General features: G+C 65.9%; 13 protein-coding genes. 9 read left to right on the forward strand and 4 right to left on the reverse strand.

Annotated elements, in window-relative coordinates; genetic code table 11:
• Positions 1-178: 178 nt before the first annotated feature.
• The 5 genes from QFZ57_RS02945 to QFZ57_RS02965 all read left to right on the forward strand — a co-directional run bounded on the left by QFZ57_RS02945 (position 179) and on the right by QFZ57_RS02965 (position 6,670).
• The gene (locus QFZ57_RS02945; protein WP_306897825.1) at positions 179-2,740 is read left to right on the forward strand and encodes a rhamnogalacturonan lyase; all 2,562 of its coding nucleotides are present in this window, start codon (positions 179-181) and stop codon (positions 2,738-2,740) included.
• A 35-nt stretch (positions 2,741-2,775) separates the two neighbouring features.
• Positions 2,776-3,609 (forward strand): aldo/keto reductase, encoded by an 834-nt coding sequence (locus tag QFZ57_RS02950; protein ID WP_306897826.1) that lies wholly within the window; start codon positions 2,776-2,778, stop codon positions 3,607-3,609.
• A gap of 133 nt (positions 3,610-3,742) precedes the next feature.
• On the forward strand, positions 3,743-4,009 hold the full coding sequence (locus QFZ57_RS02955) for a GlsB/YeaQ/YmgE family stress response membrane protein (protein ID WP_056331329.1): 267 nt from the start codon (positions 3,743-3,745) through the stop codon (positions 4,007-4,009).
• A 126-nt stretch (positions 4,010-4,135) separates the two neighbouring features.
• The gene (locus QFZ57_RS02960; protein WP_306897830.1) at positions 4,136-4,552 is read left to right on the forward strand and encodes a YtxH domain-containing protein; all 417 of its coding nucleotides are present in this window, start codon (positions 4,136-4,138) and stop codon (positions 4,550-4,552) included.
• A 381-nt stretch (positions 4,553-4,933) separates the two neighbouring features.
• The gene (locus QFZ57_RS02965) at positions 4,934-6,670 is read left to right on the forward strand and encodes an HNH endonuclease signature motif containing protein (RefSeq protein ID WP_306897832.1); all 1,737 of its coding nucleotides are present in this window, start codon (positions 4,934-4,936) and stop codon (positions 6,668-6,670) included.
• A 4-nt stretch (positions 6,671-6,674) separates the two neighbouring features.
• Here the strand turns inward: QFZ57_RS02965 and QFZ57_RS02970 are convergent, their stop codons facing one another.
• A complete protein-coding gene (locus QFZ57_RS02970; protein ID WP_306897834.1) occupies positions 6,675-7,496 on the reverse strand; it encodes a putative protein N(5)-glutamine methyltransferase in 822 nt (273 codons plus the stop codon).
• Between the two features lie 218 nt (positions 7,497-7,714).
• On the opposite strand from QFZ57_RS02970, the gene QFZ57_RS02975 reads away from it, so the two are divergent.
• Together QFZ57_RS02975 and QFZ57_RS02980 are read left to right on the forward strand one after the other, a co-directional pair.
• On the forward strand, positions 7,715-8,761 hold the full coding sequence (locus QFZ57_RS02975) for a lactonase family protein (RefSeq protein WP_306897836.1): 1,047 nt from the start codon (positions 7,715-7,717) through the stop codon (positions 8,759-8,761).
• Positions 8,762-8,946: 185 nt separating this feature from the next.
• Positions 8,947-12,102, forward strand: a complete 3,156-nt coding sequence (locus QFZ57_RS02980; protein WP_306897838.1) for an alpha-amylase family glycosyl hydrolase — start codon at positions 8,947-8,949, stop codon at positions 12,100-12,102.
• A gap of 81 nt (positions 12,103-12,183) precedes the next feature.
• Here QFZ57_RS02980 and QFZ57_RS02985 read toward each other — a convergent pair whose 3' ends face one another.
• From QFZ57_RS02985 to QFZ57_RS02995, 3 genes are all read right to left on the reverse strand, one after another.
• Complete coding sequence (locus tag QFZ57_RS02985) at positions 12,184-13,092, reverse strand: SDR family oxidoreductase (RefSeq protein WP_306897840.1); 909 nt, start codon at positions 13,090-13,092, stop codon at positions 12,184-12,186.
• 13 nt (positions 13,093-13,105) lie between these two features.
• Positions 13,106-15,325, reverse strand: a complete 2,220-nt coding sequence (malQ, locus tag QFZ57_RS02990; protein ID WP_306897842.1) for a 4-alpha-glucanotransferase — start codon at positions 15,323-15,325, stop codon at positions 13,106-13,108.
• 165 nt (positions 15,326-15,490) lie between these two features.
• A complete protein-coding gene (locus tag QFZ57_RS02995) occupies positions 15,491-16,225 on the reverse strand; it encodes a GAF and ANTAR domain-containing protein (protein ID WP_306628984.1) in 735 nt (244 codons plus the stop codon).
• A 176-nt stretch (positions 16,226-16,401) separates the two neighbouring features.
• Here QFZ57_RS02995 and QFZ57_RS03000 point away from each other — a divergent pair, with 176 nt between their 5' ends.
• Positions 16,402-17,448 (forward strand): aldo/keto reductase, encoded by a 1,047-nt coding sequence (locus tag QFZ57_RS03000; protein WP_306897845.1) that lies wholly within the window; start codon positions 16,402-16,404, stop codon positions 17,446-17,448.
• A 146-nt stretch (positions 17,449-17,594) separates the two neighbouring features.
• Complete coding sequence (locus QFZ57_RS03005) at positions 17,595-20,231, forward strand: GH32 C-terminal domain-containing protein (RefSeq protein WP_306897847.1); 2,637 nt, start codon at positions 17,595-17,597, stop codon at positions 20,229-20,231.
• Positions 20,232-20,257 lie beyond the last annotated feature (26 nt).

The raw sequence follows: 20,257 nt of genomic DNA on the forward strand, positions 1-20,257 counted from the left end.
AAGGCACGCCCGCCAAGCGCTCTTGGCGGGCGTGCCTTGGCGGGCGTCTGGCGCCCACCTTCTACATCGTTCTAAATACCCTGCCAGAGCCAGGAAAACAAGGCTTGCCTTGACCCCTCCCCCACTCATAGATTGCTTGGGAAGCGTTTTCCGGTCTCAAAATTGAAAGGATTCACTGATGAATCCACGCCTAACCCCCGTACGTCTTCTCTCCGTGGCCGCCGCCGGCCTGGCACTGACGGTTGGCTGCCTTGCTGCCCCGGCCTCCGCCGTCGGCCCCTCCCCCAAGCCGGGGAACCCCGGCATCCAGCTGGACCACCTGGACCGCGGACTGGTGGCCGCCGGCACCTCGGAGGGCGTCTTCCTCAGCTGGCGCCTGCTGGGCAATGAAGCCACCGGGTCCTCGGCCACCGGCCTCACCGGTACTGACTTCAATGTGTACCGTGACGGCCAAAAACTGGCCACCGTCACAGACAGCACCAACTTCCTGGACCGCGCAGGAACCGCCGCTTCGGCATACCAGGTGCGTGCCGTCGTCGGGGGCGTTGAAGTGGACCACAGCGCCACGGCCACCCCCTGGGGAAGCAACTTCAAGGACATTCCGCTTAAGAAGCCGGCGGACGGCGTGACCCCCGCCGGCCAGCCCTACACCTACTCCGCCAATGACACCTCGGTGGGTGACGTGGACGGCGACGGGCAGTACGAGTTCGTCGTCAAATGGGACCCGAACAACTCCAAGGACGTCTCGCAGGTGGGCTACACGGGCAACACCTACGTGGACACCTACAAGGCGGACGGCACACTCCTCAGCCGGATCGATCTCGGCGTCAATATCCGCTCCGGCGCCCACTACACCCAACTGCTGGTCAACGACTTCGACGGCGACGGCCGGGCGGAGATGATGATGAAGACGGCTCCGGGGACCAGGAGCACCAGCTTCAACGCCGACGGAAGCGTGGCCGCGAGCTCCTTCATCTCCCTGCTCCAGTCCGACCTTGACGCCGGGTACTCCAACACGGATGACTACCGCATGAGCGCCGCGGACTACTACCAGCACATGGTGAAGACCTTCCAGGGCTGGACCGAGCACCCCGAGGTCAAGGCCGGCCACTGGCCCGCCACCCTGGAGCAGGCCTTCGGCATCGCGCCGCAGTACAAATACCCGCTGTCCCAGGCCGACGCCGAAAAGCTCACGGACTACTTCATGGACGTTTACGCTCCGTCGCGCAGCGCCCGCAACAACCTGCGCGCGTTTGAAGGCTTCATCGTGTCCGGACCCGAGTACCTGACAGTTTTTGAAGGCGCCACGGGCAAGGAACTGAAAACTGTGGCCTACCAGCCCGGCCGCACCGACGACGGCCTCATGTGGGGCGACTACGCCTTGGCGCGCATCGAACCGGGCAACCGCGTGGACCGGTTCCTGGCCGGCGTCGCCTACCTCGACGGCAGGAAGCCTGCGGCAGTCTTTGCCCGCGGCTACTACACCCGCACCACCCTGGCCACCTACACCTGGGACGGCGCCAACCTCTCGCCGGTCTGGAACGTGGACTCCGGCTGGACGCCCATGACCAACCCGTTCAACGACTCCCCGCACGGCCGTGACGGTACGGACCCCACCTACGGCAAGCTCACCACGCAGGGCTTCCACTCGCTGAGCGCCTCGGACGTGGACGGTGACGGAAAGCAGGAGATCGTCTACGGATCGGCAACGCTCGACGACGACGGCTCAGTTTTGTACACGTCGTTCGACACCCTGCCAACGGGCAGCGCCGCGCCCGGCGAAGAGGCGCGGCTGGGCCACGGCGACGCCATGCACGTCACCGACATCGATCCCAACCGGCCGGGCAAGGAAATCTTCACCGTCCACGAGGGCGCCGCATACGCACCCTACGGCTACGCCATGCGGGACGCGGCCACCGGTGAGGTGCTGTTCGGCGCGTACTCGGGCAAGGACACCGGCCGCGGCATGATCGGCGACGTTGACCCGTCCGTCCCCGGCATCGAGAACTGGGCCATCGGCATGCAGGCCGCGGACGGCACCAAGCTCTCCGGCTCCCAGCCGGGTACCAACATGAGCATCAAATGGGCCGCGGACATGACCACGCAGATCATCAACGGATCCGGTGACCAGACCCCCACCATCGACGACTGGAAGCGCGGGCGGCTGCTTACGGCCGAAGGCACCCGGACCAACAACAGCACCAAGGGCACTCCCAGCCTGGTGGCGGACATCCTCGGCGACTGGCGCGAGGAGATGGTGGTCCGGACAGCAGACAGCTCGGCCCTGCGCATCTACCTGAGCACTGAGGTGACCAACCACAAGCTCTACACCCTGATGCACGATCCGCAGTACCGGGCCGAGGTTGCCCGGCAGAACACGGCCTACAACCAGCCCGCCTACACGGACTTCTACTTTGCCTCCGACATGAACTTTGGCGACGTCCCGCTGCGCGCCGCCTGGCTCCCGGGCAGCATCAAGGCCCTGCAGGACATCCTGGCGGACCTGGTGGAGTCGGGCGATGTCTCAGGGCCGGTCGCGAGCCAGCTTGGCGCCAGCATCCAGCAGGCTGCAAAGGCAGTCCAGGACGGCGAGCCGACCAAGGCAGGCCAGGCCCTGCAGCGGTTCGTGGACTTCCTTGCCCAGCAGAAGAACCCGGATACGGTATCAAGTACGGCCCGGGTGTCGCTGGACTACAACGCCGGCAATATCCTCCGGGCCTTTTCGAATCCGGGCCTCTAAGAGCCGGGACGGCCGATACAGGGGAGACTGATGGCATGACACTTGCACCGCTCATCGAACTCAATGACGGCAACACGATTCCGCAGCTGGGGCTTGGCACCTGGCCGCTGGACGACGAACAGGTGGCGGCCGCCGTCGTACAGGCTGTGGAAGCCGGGTACCGGCACATCGATACCGCCGTGAAGTATGGCAACGAACGCGGCGTAGGCAACGGCATGCGGGCCAGCGGCGTGGACCGCAACGAGCTCTTCATCACCACCAAGCTCGACGGTGAATTCCAGGGCCACGACCGCGCGGTGGCGGGCTTGGAGGGGTCCCTGAAGCGCCTTGGGCTGGACTACGTGGATCTGCTGCTGATCCACTGGCCGCTGCCCGGCAGGGACCAGTATGTCTCCACGTGGCAGACGTTTGAACGGCTGCAGGCAGAGGGAAAAGTCCGGTCCATCGGCGTATCCAACTTCAAGCCGGCGCACCTCGAACGGCTGATGGCGGAGACCGATGTGGTGCCCGCGGTGAACCAAATCCAGCTCAGCCCGGCAATAACCCGCTCCGCGGAGCGGGAATTCCACGCCAGGCACGGAATTGTCACCGAATCGTACAGCCCCCTTGGCGGGTCGGGGGCAGGTTTAGTCGGCGCTCCTGTCCTCGTCCAGTTAGCGGAAAAACACGGAAAAACACCTGCACAACTGGTCCTGCGGTGGCACGTACAAAACGGATTGGTAACGATTCCGAAGACGGCCTCACCGGAGCGGATGGCGGAGAACCTGGACGTGTTCGATTTCGCCCTGGATCCGCAGGATCTAGCGGAATTATCGATCCTGGATGAGGGCCCCGGAGCGGGCAACGACTCGGACAAAACCGGGCACTGAAACCGGCCTGAACTGCGCCTTTTTACAAATACGGGGTTGGCAAAAAGATAGTAAGCATGATTACTATTGAGGCAGAAGGATGAAGTGCCTCCGGGATCCGGAGGCCTCCTTTACTTAGGAAGAGGAACGACAAATGGGATTTATTGCATTTCTGATTCTCGGACTTATTGCTGGTGCGATCGCTAAGGCGATCCTCCCGGGCAGGCAGGGCGGCGGCTGGGTCATCACCCTGATCCTGGGCGTCGTTGGCGCCTTCCTCGGTGGCTGGCTGGGCGGACTGATCTTCGGCAGTGGACTGCAGGAGTTCTTCTCCATCCAGACGTGGCTGCTGGCGATCGTCGGCTCGCTGATCGTCCTTGCCATCTACGGCATGGTCACCAAGCGCAGCGCCCGCGGATAACTAAACGGGCAAGCCAGGAGGCCGGCCTGGGGACACTATCCCCAGGCCGGTTTTCATTTTCTCCGGTAACGGGCGCCCGCTACCCCGGCCGGGACTGACAACCTTCTCGCAGAGCAGGAGTTCATCATGAAAAACAAGCTTCTTTTGGGTGCAGGCGTTGCCGTCGGCTACGTCCTCGGTTCGCGTTCAGGCCGTGCGGCCTATGACAAGCTGAAGGCCCGCGCCGCCGGTCTCTGGGACAGCAAGCCCGTCCAGGACAAGGTCTCTGTAGCTACTGAGACCATCAAGGAAAAGGCGCCTGAGGTGGCGGACCAGTTGAGTGAGGCAGCGCGCCGGGCAGGCACAGTCATCGGCTCTGCGATGCACCGGGACAGCGCGTCCGGTACGTCCGGCGGGAGCCACTCCCCGGCGCCTGTCGCTGGTACTTCCACTTCCACGGCCGGCGATGCCGGTGGCCTGGGCGAAGACCACATCCCCGCGCACAGCACGCACCCGGAAACCACCAACCTTGGTACCTCCGACGGGACCGACACCAAAGCCTGATTGCCGCTTCGTCCCCGTTCGTTACGCCGGCACCGCCGCGTGACAAATGGAATGTACCGGCTATGTGCTACAACTAAATCGCCTTGCTGGCCGTCGCGATCCTTGGGGGACGCGGCGGCCAGCAGCGTTTAACCAGCAGTGTCTAAAAGGACTCGGGACAACTCCCGCCCAAGTTTTCCACATAGCAGTATTGCCGACTCCTGATTGTCAGTGCTGGCTGGCAGAGTTGGGTTATGGAGGCCATTGGGGAGCAGCTTGGGGAGACGGACGACGCCGGCAGTTGGCTGCCGCGTCCGGCCTACCTTCACGCGGTCCCTGGGGAGGAACCTGCACGGCAACCTGAGCCCGTGTTTGACCCCGGACTTGTTTCTGAGCTGGTTTTTGAAGCCGGACCTGTTTCTGAGCCCGGACCTGCCGCGCCTGTTTCTGAGCCCGGACCTGCCGGGCATTCCGGGCCGGGACGTGTTGGACGGGCTGGCTGCGCAGCTTGCCGCCGCCGCCCTGGCCGCCCCGGGCGTGCTCGCAACGGCCACCTACGCCCAGGCCGCCGATTTCGCTGACCACGTTGAGCGCCTCTCCCGCAACATGGAGTACCTCCAGCTCCTGGCAGCCGGGACCGTGGACCGGACCCGCGCACAGGCCATCAGAGACGCAGCCGCAGCAGGATACAGCCGCGGCAGGCGCTCCATGTGGGACGCCGACGGTGTGGAAACCCTGAATGAAACTGACGCTGACTGGCCCGCCCGCTTCGCCAGTCCCACCCGCCCTGTCGCGATCTCTCCGGCCGATGACGGTTGCCGGAACACCGCTGAGTTCCTCCGTCTGCGCCTCCGGATTCCCATCCGCGAAGCCCGCCGCCGGCTCACCCTCGCCCAGCACACGCTCCCTGGTACCAGCCTCACCGGCCAACCCGTCCCACCGGCCCGGCCCCGCATCGCCGCCGCCCTCGCCCCCAGCACGCCCAGCACGCCCAGCAGCAGTGAAGCCGGCATCACCGAAACCGGGTCAGTGCAGGGGCCGGCGGTGTCCTCGCACGCCGGCACACTCATCACCGCCACCCTGGACCGGCTCCAACACCACACCACCGCCGGCACCCTGGACCGGATCGAACACCACCTCACCAAAGCCGCCACCACCACCGACCCCGACTTCCTCGCCCGCCTGGCCCAACGATGGACCGACACCATTGACGCCGACGGCACCGAACCCACCGAAGAAGCCCTCCGCCACACCCAAGGCGCCTTCATCCGCAAACCCCGCCACGGCCTGCACCACCTCGAAATCTTCGCCACCACCGACCAGTACGAACACCTCCTCACCGTCATGAACACCGCCACCAACCCCCGCACCAACAGCACGGAAACAGGCACCACCGCCACGAACGGCACGGCCAGTGAAACCAAATCCGATGACGGCACGGGAACAGTCCGGTCGGGTCAACGGACAAGCAGGAACCCTGACCTGCCCGACCTGGACCGGCGGACCCGGCCACAAAAACAACTGGACGGCATCATCACCGCCGCCAAGATCGCCCTGGCAACCAACACCCTGCCCACAACCGGCGGCAACCGACCCCAAATCATCGCCACCATCCACTACCAGGACCTCTTCCCCACCCGCACCACACAACCCGGGACAGGGAGAGAGCCAGGGGCAGGGCCTGGAACGGCATCAGGGACCGGTGCGTTCGCATTCACCGGCCCCGTCGCCGCGGCCACCCTGCGCAAAATCGCCTGCGACGCCGACATCATCCCTGCACTCCTGGGCACCCGCGGCGAAATCCTTGACCTCGGCCGTAAAACCCGCCTCTTCACCCCAGCCCAACGCACCGCCCTCATCGCCCGTGACCAAGGCTGCGCCTTCCCCAACTGCACTATCCCCGCACCCTGGTGCGAAGCCCACCACATCACCTACTGGTCACGTGGCGGCCCCAGCACCACCACCAACGGCGTCCTGCTCTGCAGCCACCACCACCACCTCATCCACAAAGAACAATGGACCATCACCACCACCCACGACACCCCAACCTTCATCCCCCCGCCCTACATCGACCCCACCCAAACACCCCAGCAAAACCACTACTTCAAACCTCCGCCACCACCCCACCCACAAGAATGAAGACCTAACCCATGACGCAAGGGACAACCGCGCGACCGACAACCACGGTCCCGTCAAGCTCCTCCGAACGGACCGTCCGGGTGCGGAACCCGGCTGCAGCCAGGATTGCGGAGGTGCCGGCCGCCTGCCGCTGGCTGGTTTCGATGAGCAGATGACCGCCGGGGGCCAGCCACCCACGAGCACCGGCAGCAACCCGGCGGTGGAAGTCCAGGCCGTCAGGACCGCCATCAAGGGAGACAACGGGCTCGTACAGGCGTGCTTCCGGCGGCATGGTGCGGATGGCTTCCGTGGGAACGTAAGGAGCATTGACAACGAGCACCTGGACACGGCCGCGCAACACGGACGGGAGGGCGTCGAACAAGTCCCCCGCATGCACCTGACCACCAAGGGGCACAACATTCCGACGGGCACACCGTACCGCCGCGGGGTCGATGTCCGCGGCATGCAGCTCCACCAACGGCACTTGATGAAGGAGTGCCGCTCCCACAGCACCGGACCCACAGCAGAGGTCGACGACGACCGGCAGCGTCGGCTCGAGGCCGTCCGGCAGCAGGGCCCGTGCCTCGTTGACCAGCAGCTCGGTACGGCGCCGCGGCACGAAGACGCCGGGCTCGACCAGGACGCGGCGGCCCGCAAATTTTGCCCAGCCCAGGATGTGTTCCAGGGGGACGCCTTCCACCCGGCGCTGGACATTCCGGGCAAGGCCGGTGGGACTTGAAGCCTCAGCCAGCAGCAGACGGGCCTCTTCCTCCGCAAATACACAGCCCGCGGACCGCAAGGCACAGGCAACTTCCTCGAAGACCGGCGAAGTGGAAGGACTGTGCACAGCCTGTGGCTCAGGAGGCGGCGCAGCAACGCCATTCGGTGAGCTGACGGGTACCCCCACGCCGGTTAGGCCAGGCTCTCCGGCCGACGCCGGGAGGGGATCCCCAATACCGTTACAGCAGTCATGGGACCCACCTCCTTCAGCCGTTGCTGGAAATTCCATGCTAGTAGGTGGCCGGGCGCACGGGAATGGACGGCAACAATTGGCAGGATGGGACCATGACTACGGGCACAACCAGCAACATTCTCTGGATCGGCACCTACACCCCCGACGGCGGCGGCCGCGCCGATGGCATCGGTGCTGTCCGGGAGCATCCGGACGGAAGCCTCGAATGGCTGGGCACGGCAGTCGAGGCACAGTCGCCGTCGTTCCTTGCCGTCCACCCGACGCTGCCGGTGGTGTACGCCGCGGCGGAGCAGCGCAAAAAGGTCCAGGCCTACCGCCGCCGGGGCGATTCTGCGTTGGAACTGCACGGGACACCGGAGCGGGCCGGCGAGGCCACGTGCCACGTGGCCGTGGACCCGATCGGCCGCTTTGTCACCGCTGCCTGCTGGGGCGACGGGCAGGTCCTGCTCTACGAGTTGGATGCCGACGGCGGCATGATCGGGCGGTTCCCGGCCGCACCGTCGGCCGACCCCCACGCCAGCCTTTCTCCCGGCAGCCCCCGACAAAGCCGAGCCCACGCCAGCCTCATGCTGCGTGACGGGCGGATCATGACCACAGACCTGGGCCATGACGTCCTCCGCATCTGGACCTACGAGCCGGGCACCGGGCTGGTGGCTGACCATGAAGTGGTCCTCCCCTACGGTTGTGGCCCCCGCCATATGGTGGAGCACCCAACCGGCAACGTCTTCATCGTGTCGGAGTACTCCGTGGAGGTCTTCGTGGTCCGTCCCGAGGCAGGCACTTACGAGCTGGTATTCCGCGGGCCGGCAACGGCAGGCGCCAGCCAGGAAGGCGATTCCGCCGCCGAAATCTGCCTCGGCCCGCAGGGAAACTTCGCGTATGCCGGCGTCCGCGGCTCCAACGTCATCAGCGTTTTGGAAGTCGCAGCGGACGGCACCGAACTGATCCCCGTGAAGGACATCGGCAGCGGCGGGGACTGGCCACGGCATCACCTGGTCCGGGGAAGCTGGCTGCACGTGGCCCACGAACGGTCGGACAACATCGCCACGTTTGAGCTGGATCCCGTCACCGGGCTCCCGGGCCCGGCGCTTCACAGCCTGCCTACTCCATCCCCCACTGCCCTGGTATCCGCCGGCTGACGGCACCTCCAGGCAGACCTTCATAGGCGAAAGCACCCTCCACAAACACTGGAGTAATTAAGTGCAAGCGCTTACAGTTGTGACTTGGTTCACAGGTCAGCATGCTGTCCTTCGAACCCTCCTGCCGCATCCCTTGTCAACGGCAAGCCTGTACAGCAGCGCTGCTTCCCAGGAAGGTCTCACCCTTGTTATTCCGCACCCCTCCGGGCGCGCCCCCAAGCGCCCACCTGCCGGCAAAGCCCGCAGGAACACAGCACCCCACAAGCGGCCGGCCACTCTCCGGCCGCTCCGTCACAGCCAGGTCCGCGGCCGGCCTCCTGGCGGCCGCCGTCGCCATTTCCGTTGCAGTCCTCCCGGCTCACGCCGCCCCCAACCCTAAAGACCAGGGCCCCAAGGATCCTGGTACCAACGGCCGGGGATCCTCCTCCGCCCTGCATTCGCTGCGCGGTCCCGTGACGGACGAGAACTTCTACTTCGTCATGGCAGACCGGTTCAGCAACGGCAGCCCCGGCAACGACCAGGGCGGGCTGGGGTCCGACCCCATGGTCTCCGGCTTCGATCCCGCAAAGAAGGGCTTCTATAACGGCGGCGACCTGGCGGGCCTGCGCAACAAGATCGACTACATCCAGGGCCTGGGCACCACGTCCATCTGGCTGACCCCCAGCTTCAAGAACAAGGCGGTCCAGCCGGAGGACAAGTCAGCCGGCTACCACGGCTACTGGGTCACCGACTTCACCCAGATCGATCCGCATCTGGGCACCAATGACGAACTTAAAGCCCTCATTGACGAGGCCCACGCCCGCGGCATGAAGGTGTACTTCGACATCATCACCAACCACACGGCTGACGTCATCGGCTACCAGGAAGGCGACCGCAAAGGCTACGTCTCAAAGGATGCTGTCCCCTACAAGACGGCCGCGGGCGAAGCATTCGATGACCGCGACTACGCCGGCACCGGAACGTTCCCGCAGCTGGACCCAAACACATCATTCCCCTACAAGCCCCTCCTGGCCCCCGGCGAAGAAAACCTCAAGGTCCCCGCATGGCTGAACGACCCCGCGCTTTACCACAACCGCGGCGACACCACCTTCACCGGCGAAGACTCCATGTACGGCGACTTCTTCGGCCTCGATGACCTCTTCACCGAAAATCCCACGGTGGTGCACGGCATGGAGGACATCTATAAGTCCTGGATCGGCGACTTTGGCGTGGACGGCTTCCGCATCGACACCATGAAGCACGTGAACAACGAGTTCTGGCAGGAATTCGGCCCTAACGTCCTCAGCTATGCCAAGGAGCATGGCAAGGACGAATTCTTCATGTTCGGCGAAGTCTTCGATACCACCAAGAGCTTCACGTCGCAGTTCACCAACGGCAACAAGATGCAGGCAGTGCTGGATTTCCCCTTCCAGGACGCCGCCCGCAACTTCGCCTCCAAGAGCCAGGACGCCACGGCGCTGCAGGCCTTCTTCGCCGGCGACGACTGGTACACCGACGCCGATTCCAACGTCTATGAGCTGCCCACCTTCCTGGGCAACCACGACATGGGCCGCATCGGCACCTTCATCGGCCAGGACAACCCGGCCGCAAGCGACGCCGAGAAGGTGGCACGCGACGAACTGGCCCACGAGCTGATGTACTTCTCCCGCGGCAACCCGGTGGTCTACTACGGCGACGAACAGGGCTTCACCGGCCCGGGCGGCGACCAGGACGCACGCCAGACCCTCTTCGCCAGCAAGGTCCCCGAGTACCTGGATGACGACCTGCTGGGCACGGACGCCACTCACGCCACCGACAACTTCAGCCCGGGCCACCCGCTCTACGCCAAGATCCACGAACTGGCAGCCCTCACCAAGGAGCACCCGGCGCTGCGGAACGGCGCCCACCAGCACCGCTACGCCTCTGATGGGCCGGGCATCTACGCCTTCTCCCGCACCGATGCCCAGGACCAGCGCGAATACGTGGTGGCCCTGAACAACAGCGCCCAGCCCCGGACAGCGGAGGTCCCCACCTACATCGCCAAGCGCAGCTACACGCGTATCTACGGTGAAGGCGCCGACGAGGTGAAAACCTCGGGGGACGCCAAACTGACCGTGACCGTGCCGCCGCTCTCCGCCGTCGTCTATGAATCCTCGGGAAGGATCCCGCACTCCCAGGCGGCTCCCGCCGTCGCCCTCCAGCAGCCAACCGGCGCGCCGGGTGACAACGGACGCATCAACGTGACGGCCGACGTCGACGGTTCCTCGTTCTATGAGGTCACCTTTGAAGCGAAGACACCGGGCGGCGGATGGCAGCCGATCGGGACGGACGATACCGCGCCGTACCAGGTGTTCCACGACGTGGCAGCGCTGGACGCCGGCACGCCACTGGAGTACCGCGCCACCGTGCTGGACAACGGCGGGCACACCGCCACCAGCAAAACCCGTTCGGCGAGCGTCCCCGCGCCAGTCCTGACCCTGCAGGAGCCCGCCGAGGGCAGCAGCGTGGAGGGCAAAGTCGAGCTGAGCGCCACCGCTGATCCGGAGAAGGCCAGCCATGTGGTGTCCTTCGAGCGCAGTGTTGACGGCGGGCACTGGACGGCGGTGGGCACCGACTCGTCGTCACCCGTGTACTCGGCAAGCGATGACGTGTCCGGCCTCGCGGCCGCCACGAAGGTGCGCTACCGCGCCTCAATGAACGGCACGGGCTTCAACGTCACCAGCGGGACCAGGACCGTGACGGTGGGCCAGGCCCCGCAGCCCGACTCTGTCACGGTGGCCGGATCCCTGAACCAGGCAATGGGCTGCAGCGCGCAGTGGGATCCAACCTGCAGCCAGGCGCGGATGGTGCTGGATCCCGTCGACCGCATCTGGCGGTTGACCGTGGACCTGCCGGCCGGGAAGTACGAGTACAAGGCCGCCCTCAATGGCGGCTGGGACGAAAACTACGGCGCCGACGGCCAGCTCAACGGGCAGAACATCGTGCTGGACCATCCCGGCGGCCCGGTCACCTTCCGCTATGACAACAGCACCCACCTGCTGAGCGCCGTTTACGCCTCCCAGCAACCGGCCGCCGTGGCTGCAGCGGGAAGTATGGACAGCGAGCTGGGCTGCGCCGCGGACTGGGAACCGTCCTGCAGCCAGGCGCAGCTGGTGCTGGACACGGCAGACCTGGTGTGGAAGCTGTCTGTTCCGGACCTGCCGACGGGAAGCTACGAGTTCAAGGCTGCCCTGAACCGCAGCTGGGACGTCAGTTACGGGGCTGGCGGGGCTTCCCCGGGTGCCAATATCGTGTTTGAGCACGACGGCGGCCCGGTCACCTTCCGGTACGACCACTTCACGCATGTGATCGCCGCGGGCTAAGGCACGAGGAGGGGGTCACTGTCAGCCCGGTCCGAAAGCTTCGGAGCGGTTGACAGCGGCCCCTTCCGGCCCCGGCGGCGCCTACCCGCGCACGGAATGTCCCAACGTCCCCATGAGCCGCCGAATCGCGTCCTCGGCCGTGGGCGGCGGGCCAAAGACATCCCGCTGGCGGGTGGTATCAGCGACGTAACGGCCGGTTTGGAACCAGGCCATCATGGTCGCCATGTCCTTGACGATGGGGTTGCGGCGGCCAACCACGGCAGCGGCAGCCTTCAGGACCGGCATGGGGACGGAGCGGACCTTGATCCGGGTGCCAGTCATGCGCCCCGCGATGTCCGCGAAATCCTGCATGCCCATCGGCCGGTCCCAGCCAATATCGATGTGCTGGCCCTCCACGCCGGGGGAATCGACGGCATCGGCCAGGTAACGGGCAAGGTCAGCGGTCAGCACGAACGTCAGCGGGACACGCGGAGAACCAAACCACATAACCCTTCCCTTGGCCACGGGGTCGCCGCCGGACCGTGTCACCTGGTCCAGGAAGGCGCCGGGGCGCAACGCGACGTAAGGGACTCCCAGCTGGCCCAGTCGGTCCTCCATCAGCTTCTTGTGCCAGAAATGGGGCACCTGCGGGGTCTGGTCGCAGGTGAGGATGCTGGTCAGCACGAAACGTCGAATTCCGGCCCTGCTGGCCGCCTCGGCAAGGTTGGCGTTGCCCACCGTATCGATCTCCGGGCTGTCGCCCTTGCGGTGCCGGGTGTAGCCGGCTGCGGAGGTGATGACGGCATCGACACCTGCCAGGGCCTGGTTGAGCGAGTCGGGTTGCATCATGTCGCCCCTTGCAATGTCGACGCCGACCGCCTCCAGCTTGGCGGCATCGGAGCCGGGACGCACCAGGGCGCGCACTTGTTTCCCCCGGGACATCAATTCGCTGACGACCTGGCTGCCCAGCATGCCAGTACCGCCAACCACCAGGGTAGGACCGTCGCTCATTGCATTCTCCAACCTATTTGTCGTGCAGGGCCCCCTCTACCGCCGCGAGCAGCGAGTTGAACCGCTTGTTGGCGGGAAGGTCATCGAGGTATACGGGTTTGCCGTCCGGGCCGCCCAGCGGCACCTGCCAGTTGGGGTACAGCGCCTCGGTGGTGCCGGGCTGGTTCTGGACCCGCCGCTCCCCCACCGCGTCCACCAGGGCCACGCCGAGGAGGACAGAAGGCGCCTGTGCCAGCAGCAGGTGCAGCGCCTCGATGGTGTGCTCCTCCGCAGACAGGTCCCCGCCGGCGGCAGCCCCCTCAGAGAGGTAGCCGCGTTCGCGCAGCAGGGCAAACATTTTCTCCAGGGAGGCGTTGTGTTCGGCGCGCTCTTCCTCCTCGGACCGTTCCAGCAGGCCCAGCCTGCTTCGCAGCCCCACATGATCCCCGGCAAGGTAGCCGGCGGTGGGCGGAAGGTCGTGGGTGTTGACGCTGGCGAGTGCCTGGGTGCGGTACTTTTCCGGCGCAAGGGGCGAATCGCCGTCGTACTCGAACCACAGGATGGACGTGCCCAGGATGCCGCGCGCCGCCAGGTAGTCGCGCACCCACGGCTCGAAGGTGCCCAGGTCCTCCCCGATCACCACCGCACCGGCGCGGTGCGCCTCGAGGGCGAGGATGCCTATCAGTGCCTCGTGGTCGTAGCGGACGTAGGCGCCGTCACCCGGAGCATTGCCCATGGGGATCCACCACAGCCGGAACAGGCCCAGGATATGGTCCACGCGGATGCCGCCGGCGTGCCGGAGCACGTTGGCCAGCATGTTGCGGAACGGCTCGTAGCCGGCCTCGGCCAGCCGCGTGGGGTGCCAGGGCGGCTGCCCCCAGTCCTGGCCCTGCTGGTTGTACATGTCCGGCGGTGCGCCCACGCTGGTGTCCGGGGTCAGCACGCCGCGCAGCGTCCACGCGTCGGCACTGCTGTGGTCCACGCCAACTGCGAGGTCGTGCACCACGCCAAGCCGCATCCCCGATCGCAGCGCGGCCCGCTGGGCGTTTTCCAGCTGCTCGTCACAGATCCACTGCAGCCAGCGGTGGAATCCGATCCGGTCCGCCAGCTTCTCCCGCAGCGCTTCGGCGGCCGGCGTTCCGATGGCGCACGCCGGGTCTTTCCAGAGGGGATCGCCCGGTGCCAGGTCCTCGCGGATGGCTGACCAAAGCGCGAAATCTTCCAGTCCGCTGCCGGAAACGCGGCAGAACTCGTCGAAGGCAGCCTGCCGGGCCGGCGGGCGCCGGGCGTGGTAGAGCATCTCCAGCGCCTGCAGCTTCGCCCCGTAGACGGCGTCGCGGTCCAGGCGGGCGCCCTCCCTGTTCAGCCCTGCCACTTCCTCGTGCAGCTTCTCCAGCGCCGCACGTTTCCGCGGCCGGAGGTACGCCAGTTCGGGGATGGCCTCGATCCGGATGTACAGCGGGTTGAAGAACCGGCGGGTGGACGGCGAGTAGGGCGAGGGCTGCACCGGCGGAACGGGCTCAGCCGCGTGCAGCGGGTTGACCAGCACGTAGTCGGCGCCGCGCGCACCGCTGATCGCCGCCAGGTCCGCCAGGTCGGCAAAGTCGCCGATGCCCCACGACCGCTTTGAGCGCACCGAATACAGCTGGGTGGCCAGCCCCCAGCCGCGGCGCTCCTCCAGCGGCTTTGCCGTGGCCAGCCGCGCCGGCGTGACCACCAGGGTCGCGGTGGCGGTAGCGCCTTCCGACTCCGCATGCAGGGCGTGCCAGCCCAGCGGCAGGTCCTCGGGAAGGGAGAACGTGGCACGCCCCACGGAGACGCCGTCGACCTCCCGGGGCGGGACCCAGACATCCTGCTGAACCGCCTCCCGCGACCCGGCTCCCCCTTCCAGGGTGATGGTCAGGCGGGCGGTGGCGCCGTCCCGAAGATGGACCGGCACCTGGGCGGGTTCGCCCTGTTTGATGACGACGGCGGGCGGCAGCATCCGCCGCCAAGGCGCCAGTTCCGCTTCCGCCAGGGCAGCCTCGATGAGCTGGTTGGTGTGTGCCTGAACGCCGAGGGCGGCCAGCACCTTGACCAGCGTCGCTTCGGCCACGGAATGCGGAAGCCCGTCCCAGGCCTGGAAGGACGTGCCTACGCCGTGTGCGTCGGCCAGCTGCTGCAGCAGGTGCGGATCCACCGGTTCAGGGGCAGCGGCAGGAGGGTCTGCGGGCATAGCTGGCCGTGGTGCGTGCTGCTGGTCTGAAGCCGTCATGGGTGTCCGCCTCGTCTGTGATGGTCCCGGAACTTACAGTGCTGCTGTTACACCGGGCGCTGACACCCCCGTGCACAACCGTTGGTTCAGATTATTGCAGGGCGGCGCGAAGGCGAAACCCGGCCGGCATGCAGGCCGGTCGGGAGAAAGGTTTCCGGGACGGGCCTACGGATCGAAGTGCGTGGTCACCCCTCCGTCACTGACCCGGCCAATGATTCCCGCCGCCAGGTCCCGCAGCTTCTGGTTCCGGTGGCTGGACGCCTTGGTAAGCATGGCTATGGCTTCATCCTGGGAACACCGGTTCTGCGCCATGATCACCCCGCAGGCCAGGTCGATCGTGGTGCGGTTCGCCATGGCAGCTGTCAGGTCATCCGCCAGGTTCCGGGCATCGGCGATCCGCAACGAGAGCCTCAGTGCGCGGCCCGCGAGCTCTGCAAACCCTTCAGCCTTACGGATGACGTCGGGAGCAAAGATATCCGGCTCCGCCGCGAAGAAGTTCAACGCGGCGGACTGATGTTCGTCCAGGACAAGGGGAACGCCCAGCGCACTGCGGCAGCCGTTATCAGCCAGCACCTTCCGGTAGTCGGGCCAGCGGTTATCGGTGCCTACATTGGACAGGACCATGGGCTTCATGGCGTCCAGCGCTGCAATGCACGGCCCATCCCCCAGAACCTGTTCCAGCTGGTCCAGGACTACGGCGCGCTCGCTGCTGCCGGCGATGGTGGTGCTGCGTTTGCGGCGGCGGAGCGTAACCCCGCATTCGATGAAGACGCCCGCTGCATCGGTGAGCGTGGAAGCGGCAACAGTGGACAGCTCAGTCAGGAAGTCAGCCACATTGCTGCTGCCGATGATGAGATCGTGCAACTGGACGAACTGATCGTCACTTTGAAGGGTGCCCATCCCTCAATATAGGCGCCCGGCCTTGCCGTGCGCGCGCCACAAAACGTCATTCCCATGGCCCCGGTTACCCCATGCGACGAAAAGAGAAGGACTAAGGCGGAAATCTGTGGTGGTCCGTGCAATCTGTGTAGCCTCATGACGATCCGGGCACGGCAACTGAATGGAGGAGAAGGCAGATGAGTCTGAGCGAACTGCGGGTGTTCGGACGGTCGGGCACTCCCATCAGTCCCTTTACCCTTGGCACCATGAATTTCGGCGAGGGTACCGGCAGCTCCCAGGGCGCTCCCACCGGAGCGGATGAGAGCATCCGCATCATCCACGCAGCCCTGGACGCCGGCATCACCGCAATTGACACCGCGGACGTCTATTCACAGGGCGAGTCCGAACAGGTGGTGGGCCGGGCCCTCCGCGGCCGTCGGGACGATGTCTTCCTCGCCACCAAGTTCCACGGCCAGATGAGCCCCAATCCTGCGCACTCCGGGAACTCCCGGCGCTGGATCACCCAAGCCGTGGAGGGCAGCCTCCGGCGGCTGCAGACAGACCGCATCGACCTGTACCAGGCGCACCGGCCGGACTACAACACCGACGTGCTGGAGACCATCACCACCCTTAACGACCTGATCCGCCAGGGCAAGATCCTCTATTACGGCACCTCCGTGTTCACGCCGGCGCAGCTTGTCGAGGCGCAGTGGCTGGCCACCACCAACCACCTCATTCCGCCGCTGGGCAACCAGGTTCCGTACTCCATGCTGGTCCGCGGCAACGAACGCGACGTCCTGCCCATCGCCCAGCAATACGGACTGGGCGTGCTCGCTTACGGACCGCTGGCGGGCGGCTGGCTGTCCGGCAGCTTCGTCCTCGAATCGGGCAGGCCGCCCACCCGCGTCCACACCCTCCCGGGACGGTACGACATCTCCGGGCCGGCCAGTGAGCGGAAACTGCTCGCCGCGGACTCGCTGGCCAGGCTGGCAGACAAACTGGAGCTGTCCCTGGTGGACCTTGCCGTGGGGTTTGCCCTGACCCACCCCGCCATCAGCAGCGTGATCATCGGACCGCGGAGCGGGGAACACCTCCAGGCCTACCTTCGCGCCGCGGACGTCCAGCTGGGCGAGTCGGTTCTGGACGCCATCGACGACCTGGTGCCCCCGGGCACCAACTTCGTGGAACGGGACGCAGGCGCAATCGTCCCGTCCATCGAGTTCGCGGAATTACGACGGCGGTAAGCGGCTCCTGCAGCCGTCAGGCGCTGGAATAATCCGTTGACTTGTCTTGTGGACATCCTTTAGCGTTCCTGTCACTGACAACGTTGTCTAGATGACAAGACGCGCGATGAAGGGCGACTCCACGCATGAAATCCCCTGCATTAAGAATGAAACGGGCAAGCGCAGCATTGACCCTGGCCGGGTTCGCCCTGGCAGCGGCACTCGCAGGAGCCGGGGCGGTCCAGGCCACGCCAGCCACCCTGGATCCGCAGCCGGGCGGGGAACCTTTCCGGCCGGCAATCCACTTCACCCCGCAGCAGAACTGGATGAACGATCCAAACGGGCTGGTGTTCCACAAGGGGGTCTACCACCTCTATTACCAGCACAATCCTTCCGGCAACACCTGGGGCAACATGTCCTGGGGCCACGCCACCTCCATCGACCTCACGCACTGGAAAGAGCAGCCGCTGGCCATCGCCACCGATGACCAGCAGGACATCTTCTCCGGCAGCGTGGTGGTGGACAAGAACAACACCTCGGGCTTCGGGACCCCGGAGAACCCTCCGCTGGTGGCCGTGTTTACCAGCGCCTACAAGGATGCTTCCCCGTACCGGGGACTGCAGGCCCAGTCCTTGGCGTACAGCCTGGACGATGGCCAGACGTGGACCAAGTACAGTGCCAACCCTGTCCTGAACCGCAACTCCGCCAACTTCCGCGACCCCAAAGTCTTCTGGTACGACACTCCCGGCGGCGGAGGGTATTGGGTGATGGCCGCCGTCGAAGCCACCGACCACAAGGTCCTGCTCTACAAATCCACCAACCTCAAGGACTGGGGACTGCTCAGCCAGTTCGGTCCGGCAAACGCCACCGGAGGCCTGTGGGAATGCCCCGACCTGTTTCCGCTTGCGGTGGATGGGGATCCGGCCAACATCAAGTGGGTCATGGTGGTGAACATCAACCCTGGCGGCGTGGCCGGAGGGTCTGCTGGCCAGTACTTCGTAGGCAACTTTGACGGCACCACCTTCACCTCGGAGTCCACCAAGGCCAGCGATGTCCTGCCCGCAGGGACCCCCGTGGCCGGCTTCAACGACGGCAGCTACAACGGCTGGGCGGTCAACAATGAGCCGGGCAACTGGAAGAACGGGCCATTCGGCGACGTTCCCGCACCCGGCACACTGCCGGGCCAGAATGCCGTGACCGGATTCGCCGGCACCGGCCTGGTCAACTCGTTTCACGACGGCGACTGGCCGGTGGGGTCCATGGCCTCGCCGGAGTTCACGCTCACCAGTGACTACCTCAACTTCCTGGTGGGCGGAGGCCAGCACCCACGCGTCTCGGACAAGCTGGACAACACTCCCCCTCCCGGCGACCTGCTGTTCGACGGCTTTGAGGTTCCGGACGGAACCACACTGGCCGACGCCGGCTGGACCGGCACCGGCGACCTCGCACCGGTGTTCCAGCCCGCCACGGCCGGGGGTGACTTCTACATCGGAGCCAAGCGGATCAATACGTTCGAAACCGGCGGAGCTCCCGGCGACGACCGGCAGGGAACCCTGACCTCGCCGTCCTTCACTCTCAGCCGCAACTTCATCAGCCTGCTGGTGGGCGGGGGTTCCCGTCCCGCCGGGTCCGGACAGACTCTTGAGGCCCAACTTTTGGTCGACGGCCAGGTGGTCCGTTCAGTCGCCGGCGGTGACACCGGACAGCTCAACTGGAAGGGATGGGACGTCTCCGAATTTGCCGGACGTACAGCCCGGCTGCGGATCGTGGACCAGGCCACCGGGGGCTGGGGCCACCTGACCCTTGACCACGTCATGCTGACGGACCAGGCTGCCGTCCCGCGTTCGGACGAAACCACCGTGAACCTGGTCGTGGACGGCCAGGTAGTCCGGAGCGCTACCGGCGCCAACAGCGAGGTGCTGGACTGGGCGTCCTGGAACGTCGCGGAATTCAAAGGCCGCCCGGCAAGCATCCGGATCGTGGACAACAACCGCTTCGGCTGGGGCCATATCCTTGCCGACGAATTCGTTGCGTCCCCGAAGCCGGCCACCCCACGCCTGCAGGCCTATGACTGGCTTGACTACGGCCGGGACTACTACGCGTCCGTATCCTTCGCCAACATGCCGCAGGACAAGCGGATCATGCTGGGCTGGATGAACAACTGGGACTACGCCAACAGCGTTCCCACCTCCCCTTGGCGCAGTGCCATGTCCCTGCCGCGCGAAGTGGGGCTGACCTGGACGGCTGACGGTCCACGGCTGGTGCAGAAGCCGGTCAAGCAGGTGGATGACCTGGCCGGGAAGCCCGCCTACCAGGAAAAGACGGCCCGCAGCATCGCCCCGGGTACAGCCGTTCTGCCCCCGGCAGCAGCCGGCCAGGTTCAACGGATTGACGTGACCTTCTCCCCCGGAACGGCGTCCAGGGCCGGCATCTCCGTCCTTGGGAACGGCACCACGTCAACCGTGATCGGCTACGACGCCGCAACCGGTGAAGTGTACGTTGACCGCAGCAACTCCGGGAACACGGCCTTCCATCCGCTGTTCAGCTCGGTTGATTCCGCCCCCGTGCAGCCCGAGGCCAGCGGCAACATCACGCTGCGCATCTACGTGGACAGGTCCTCGGTGGAGGTCTTCGCCCAGAATGGACGCCGCACCATCACGGACCAGGTGTTCCCGGCCGACGGTGCCGGAGAAGTGGCGCTGTTTGCCGACGGCGGCACCGCCGTCCTTAAGTCCGTCACCGTCACCCCGTTGGATCAGGCCATGTTCACCACGCAGTCCAAGCCGGCGAAGGGCCACCGGTAGGAAGCCGGCTGCGGTGCCGGGGGGAG

Source organism: Arthrobacter sp. B1I2 (assembly GCF_030816485.1).
GTDB lineage: Bacteria > Actinomycetota > Actinomycetes > Actinomycetales > Micrococcaceae > Arthrobacter.

Coding starts and splice junctions, on each gene's coding strand:
- QFZ57_RS02945 (WP_306897825.1), top strand. CDS start 179: ATGAATCCACGCCTAACCCCCGTACGTCTTCTCTCCGTGGCCGCCGCC.
- QFZ57_RS02950 (WP_306897826.1), top strand. CDS start 2,776: ATGACACTTGCACCGCTCATCGAACTCAATGACGGCAACACGATTCCG.
- QFZ57_RS02955 (WP_056331329.1), top strand. CDS start 3,743: ATGGGATTTATTGCATTTCTGATTCTCGGACTTATTGCTGGTGCGATC.
- QFZ57_RS02960 (WP_306897830.1), top strand. CDS start 4,136: ATGAAAAACAAGCTTCTTTTGGGTGCAGGCGTTGCCGTCGGCTACGTC.
- QFZ57_RS02975 (WP_306897836.1), top strand. CDS start 7,715: ATGACTACGGGCACAACCAGCAACATTCTCTGGATCGGCACCTACACC.
- QFZ57_RS02985 (WP_306897840.1), bottom strand. CDS start 13,092: ATGAGCGACGGTCCTACCCTGGTGGTTGGCGGTACTGGCATGCTGGGC.
- malQ (WP_306897842.1), bottom strand. CDS start 15,325: ATGACGGCTTCAGACCAGCAGCACGCACCACGGCCAGCTATGCCCGCA.
- QFZ57_RS02995 (WP_306628984.1), bottom strand. CDS start 16,225: ATGGGCACCCTTCAAAGTGACGATCAGTTCGTCCAGTTGCACGATCTC.
- QFZ57_RS03000 (WP_306897845.1), top strand. CDS start 16,402: ATGAGTCTGAGCGAACTGCGGGTGTTCGGACGGTCGGGCACTCCCATC.
- QFZ57_RS03005 (WP_306897847.1), top strand. CDS start 17,595: ATGAAACGGGCAAGCGCAGCATTGACCCTGGCCGGGTTCGCCCTGGCA.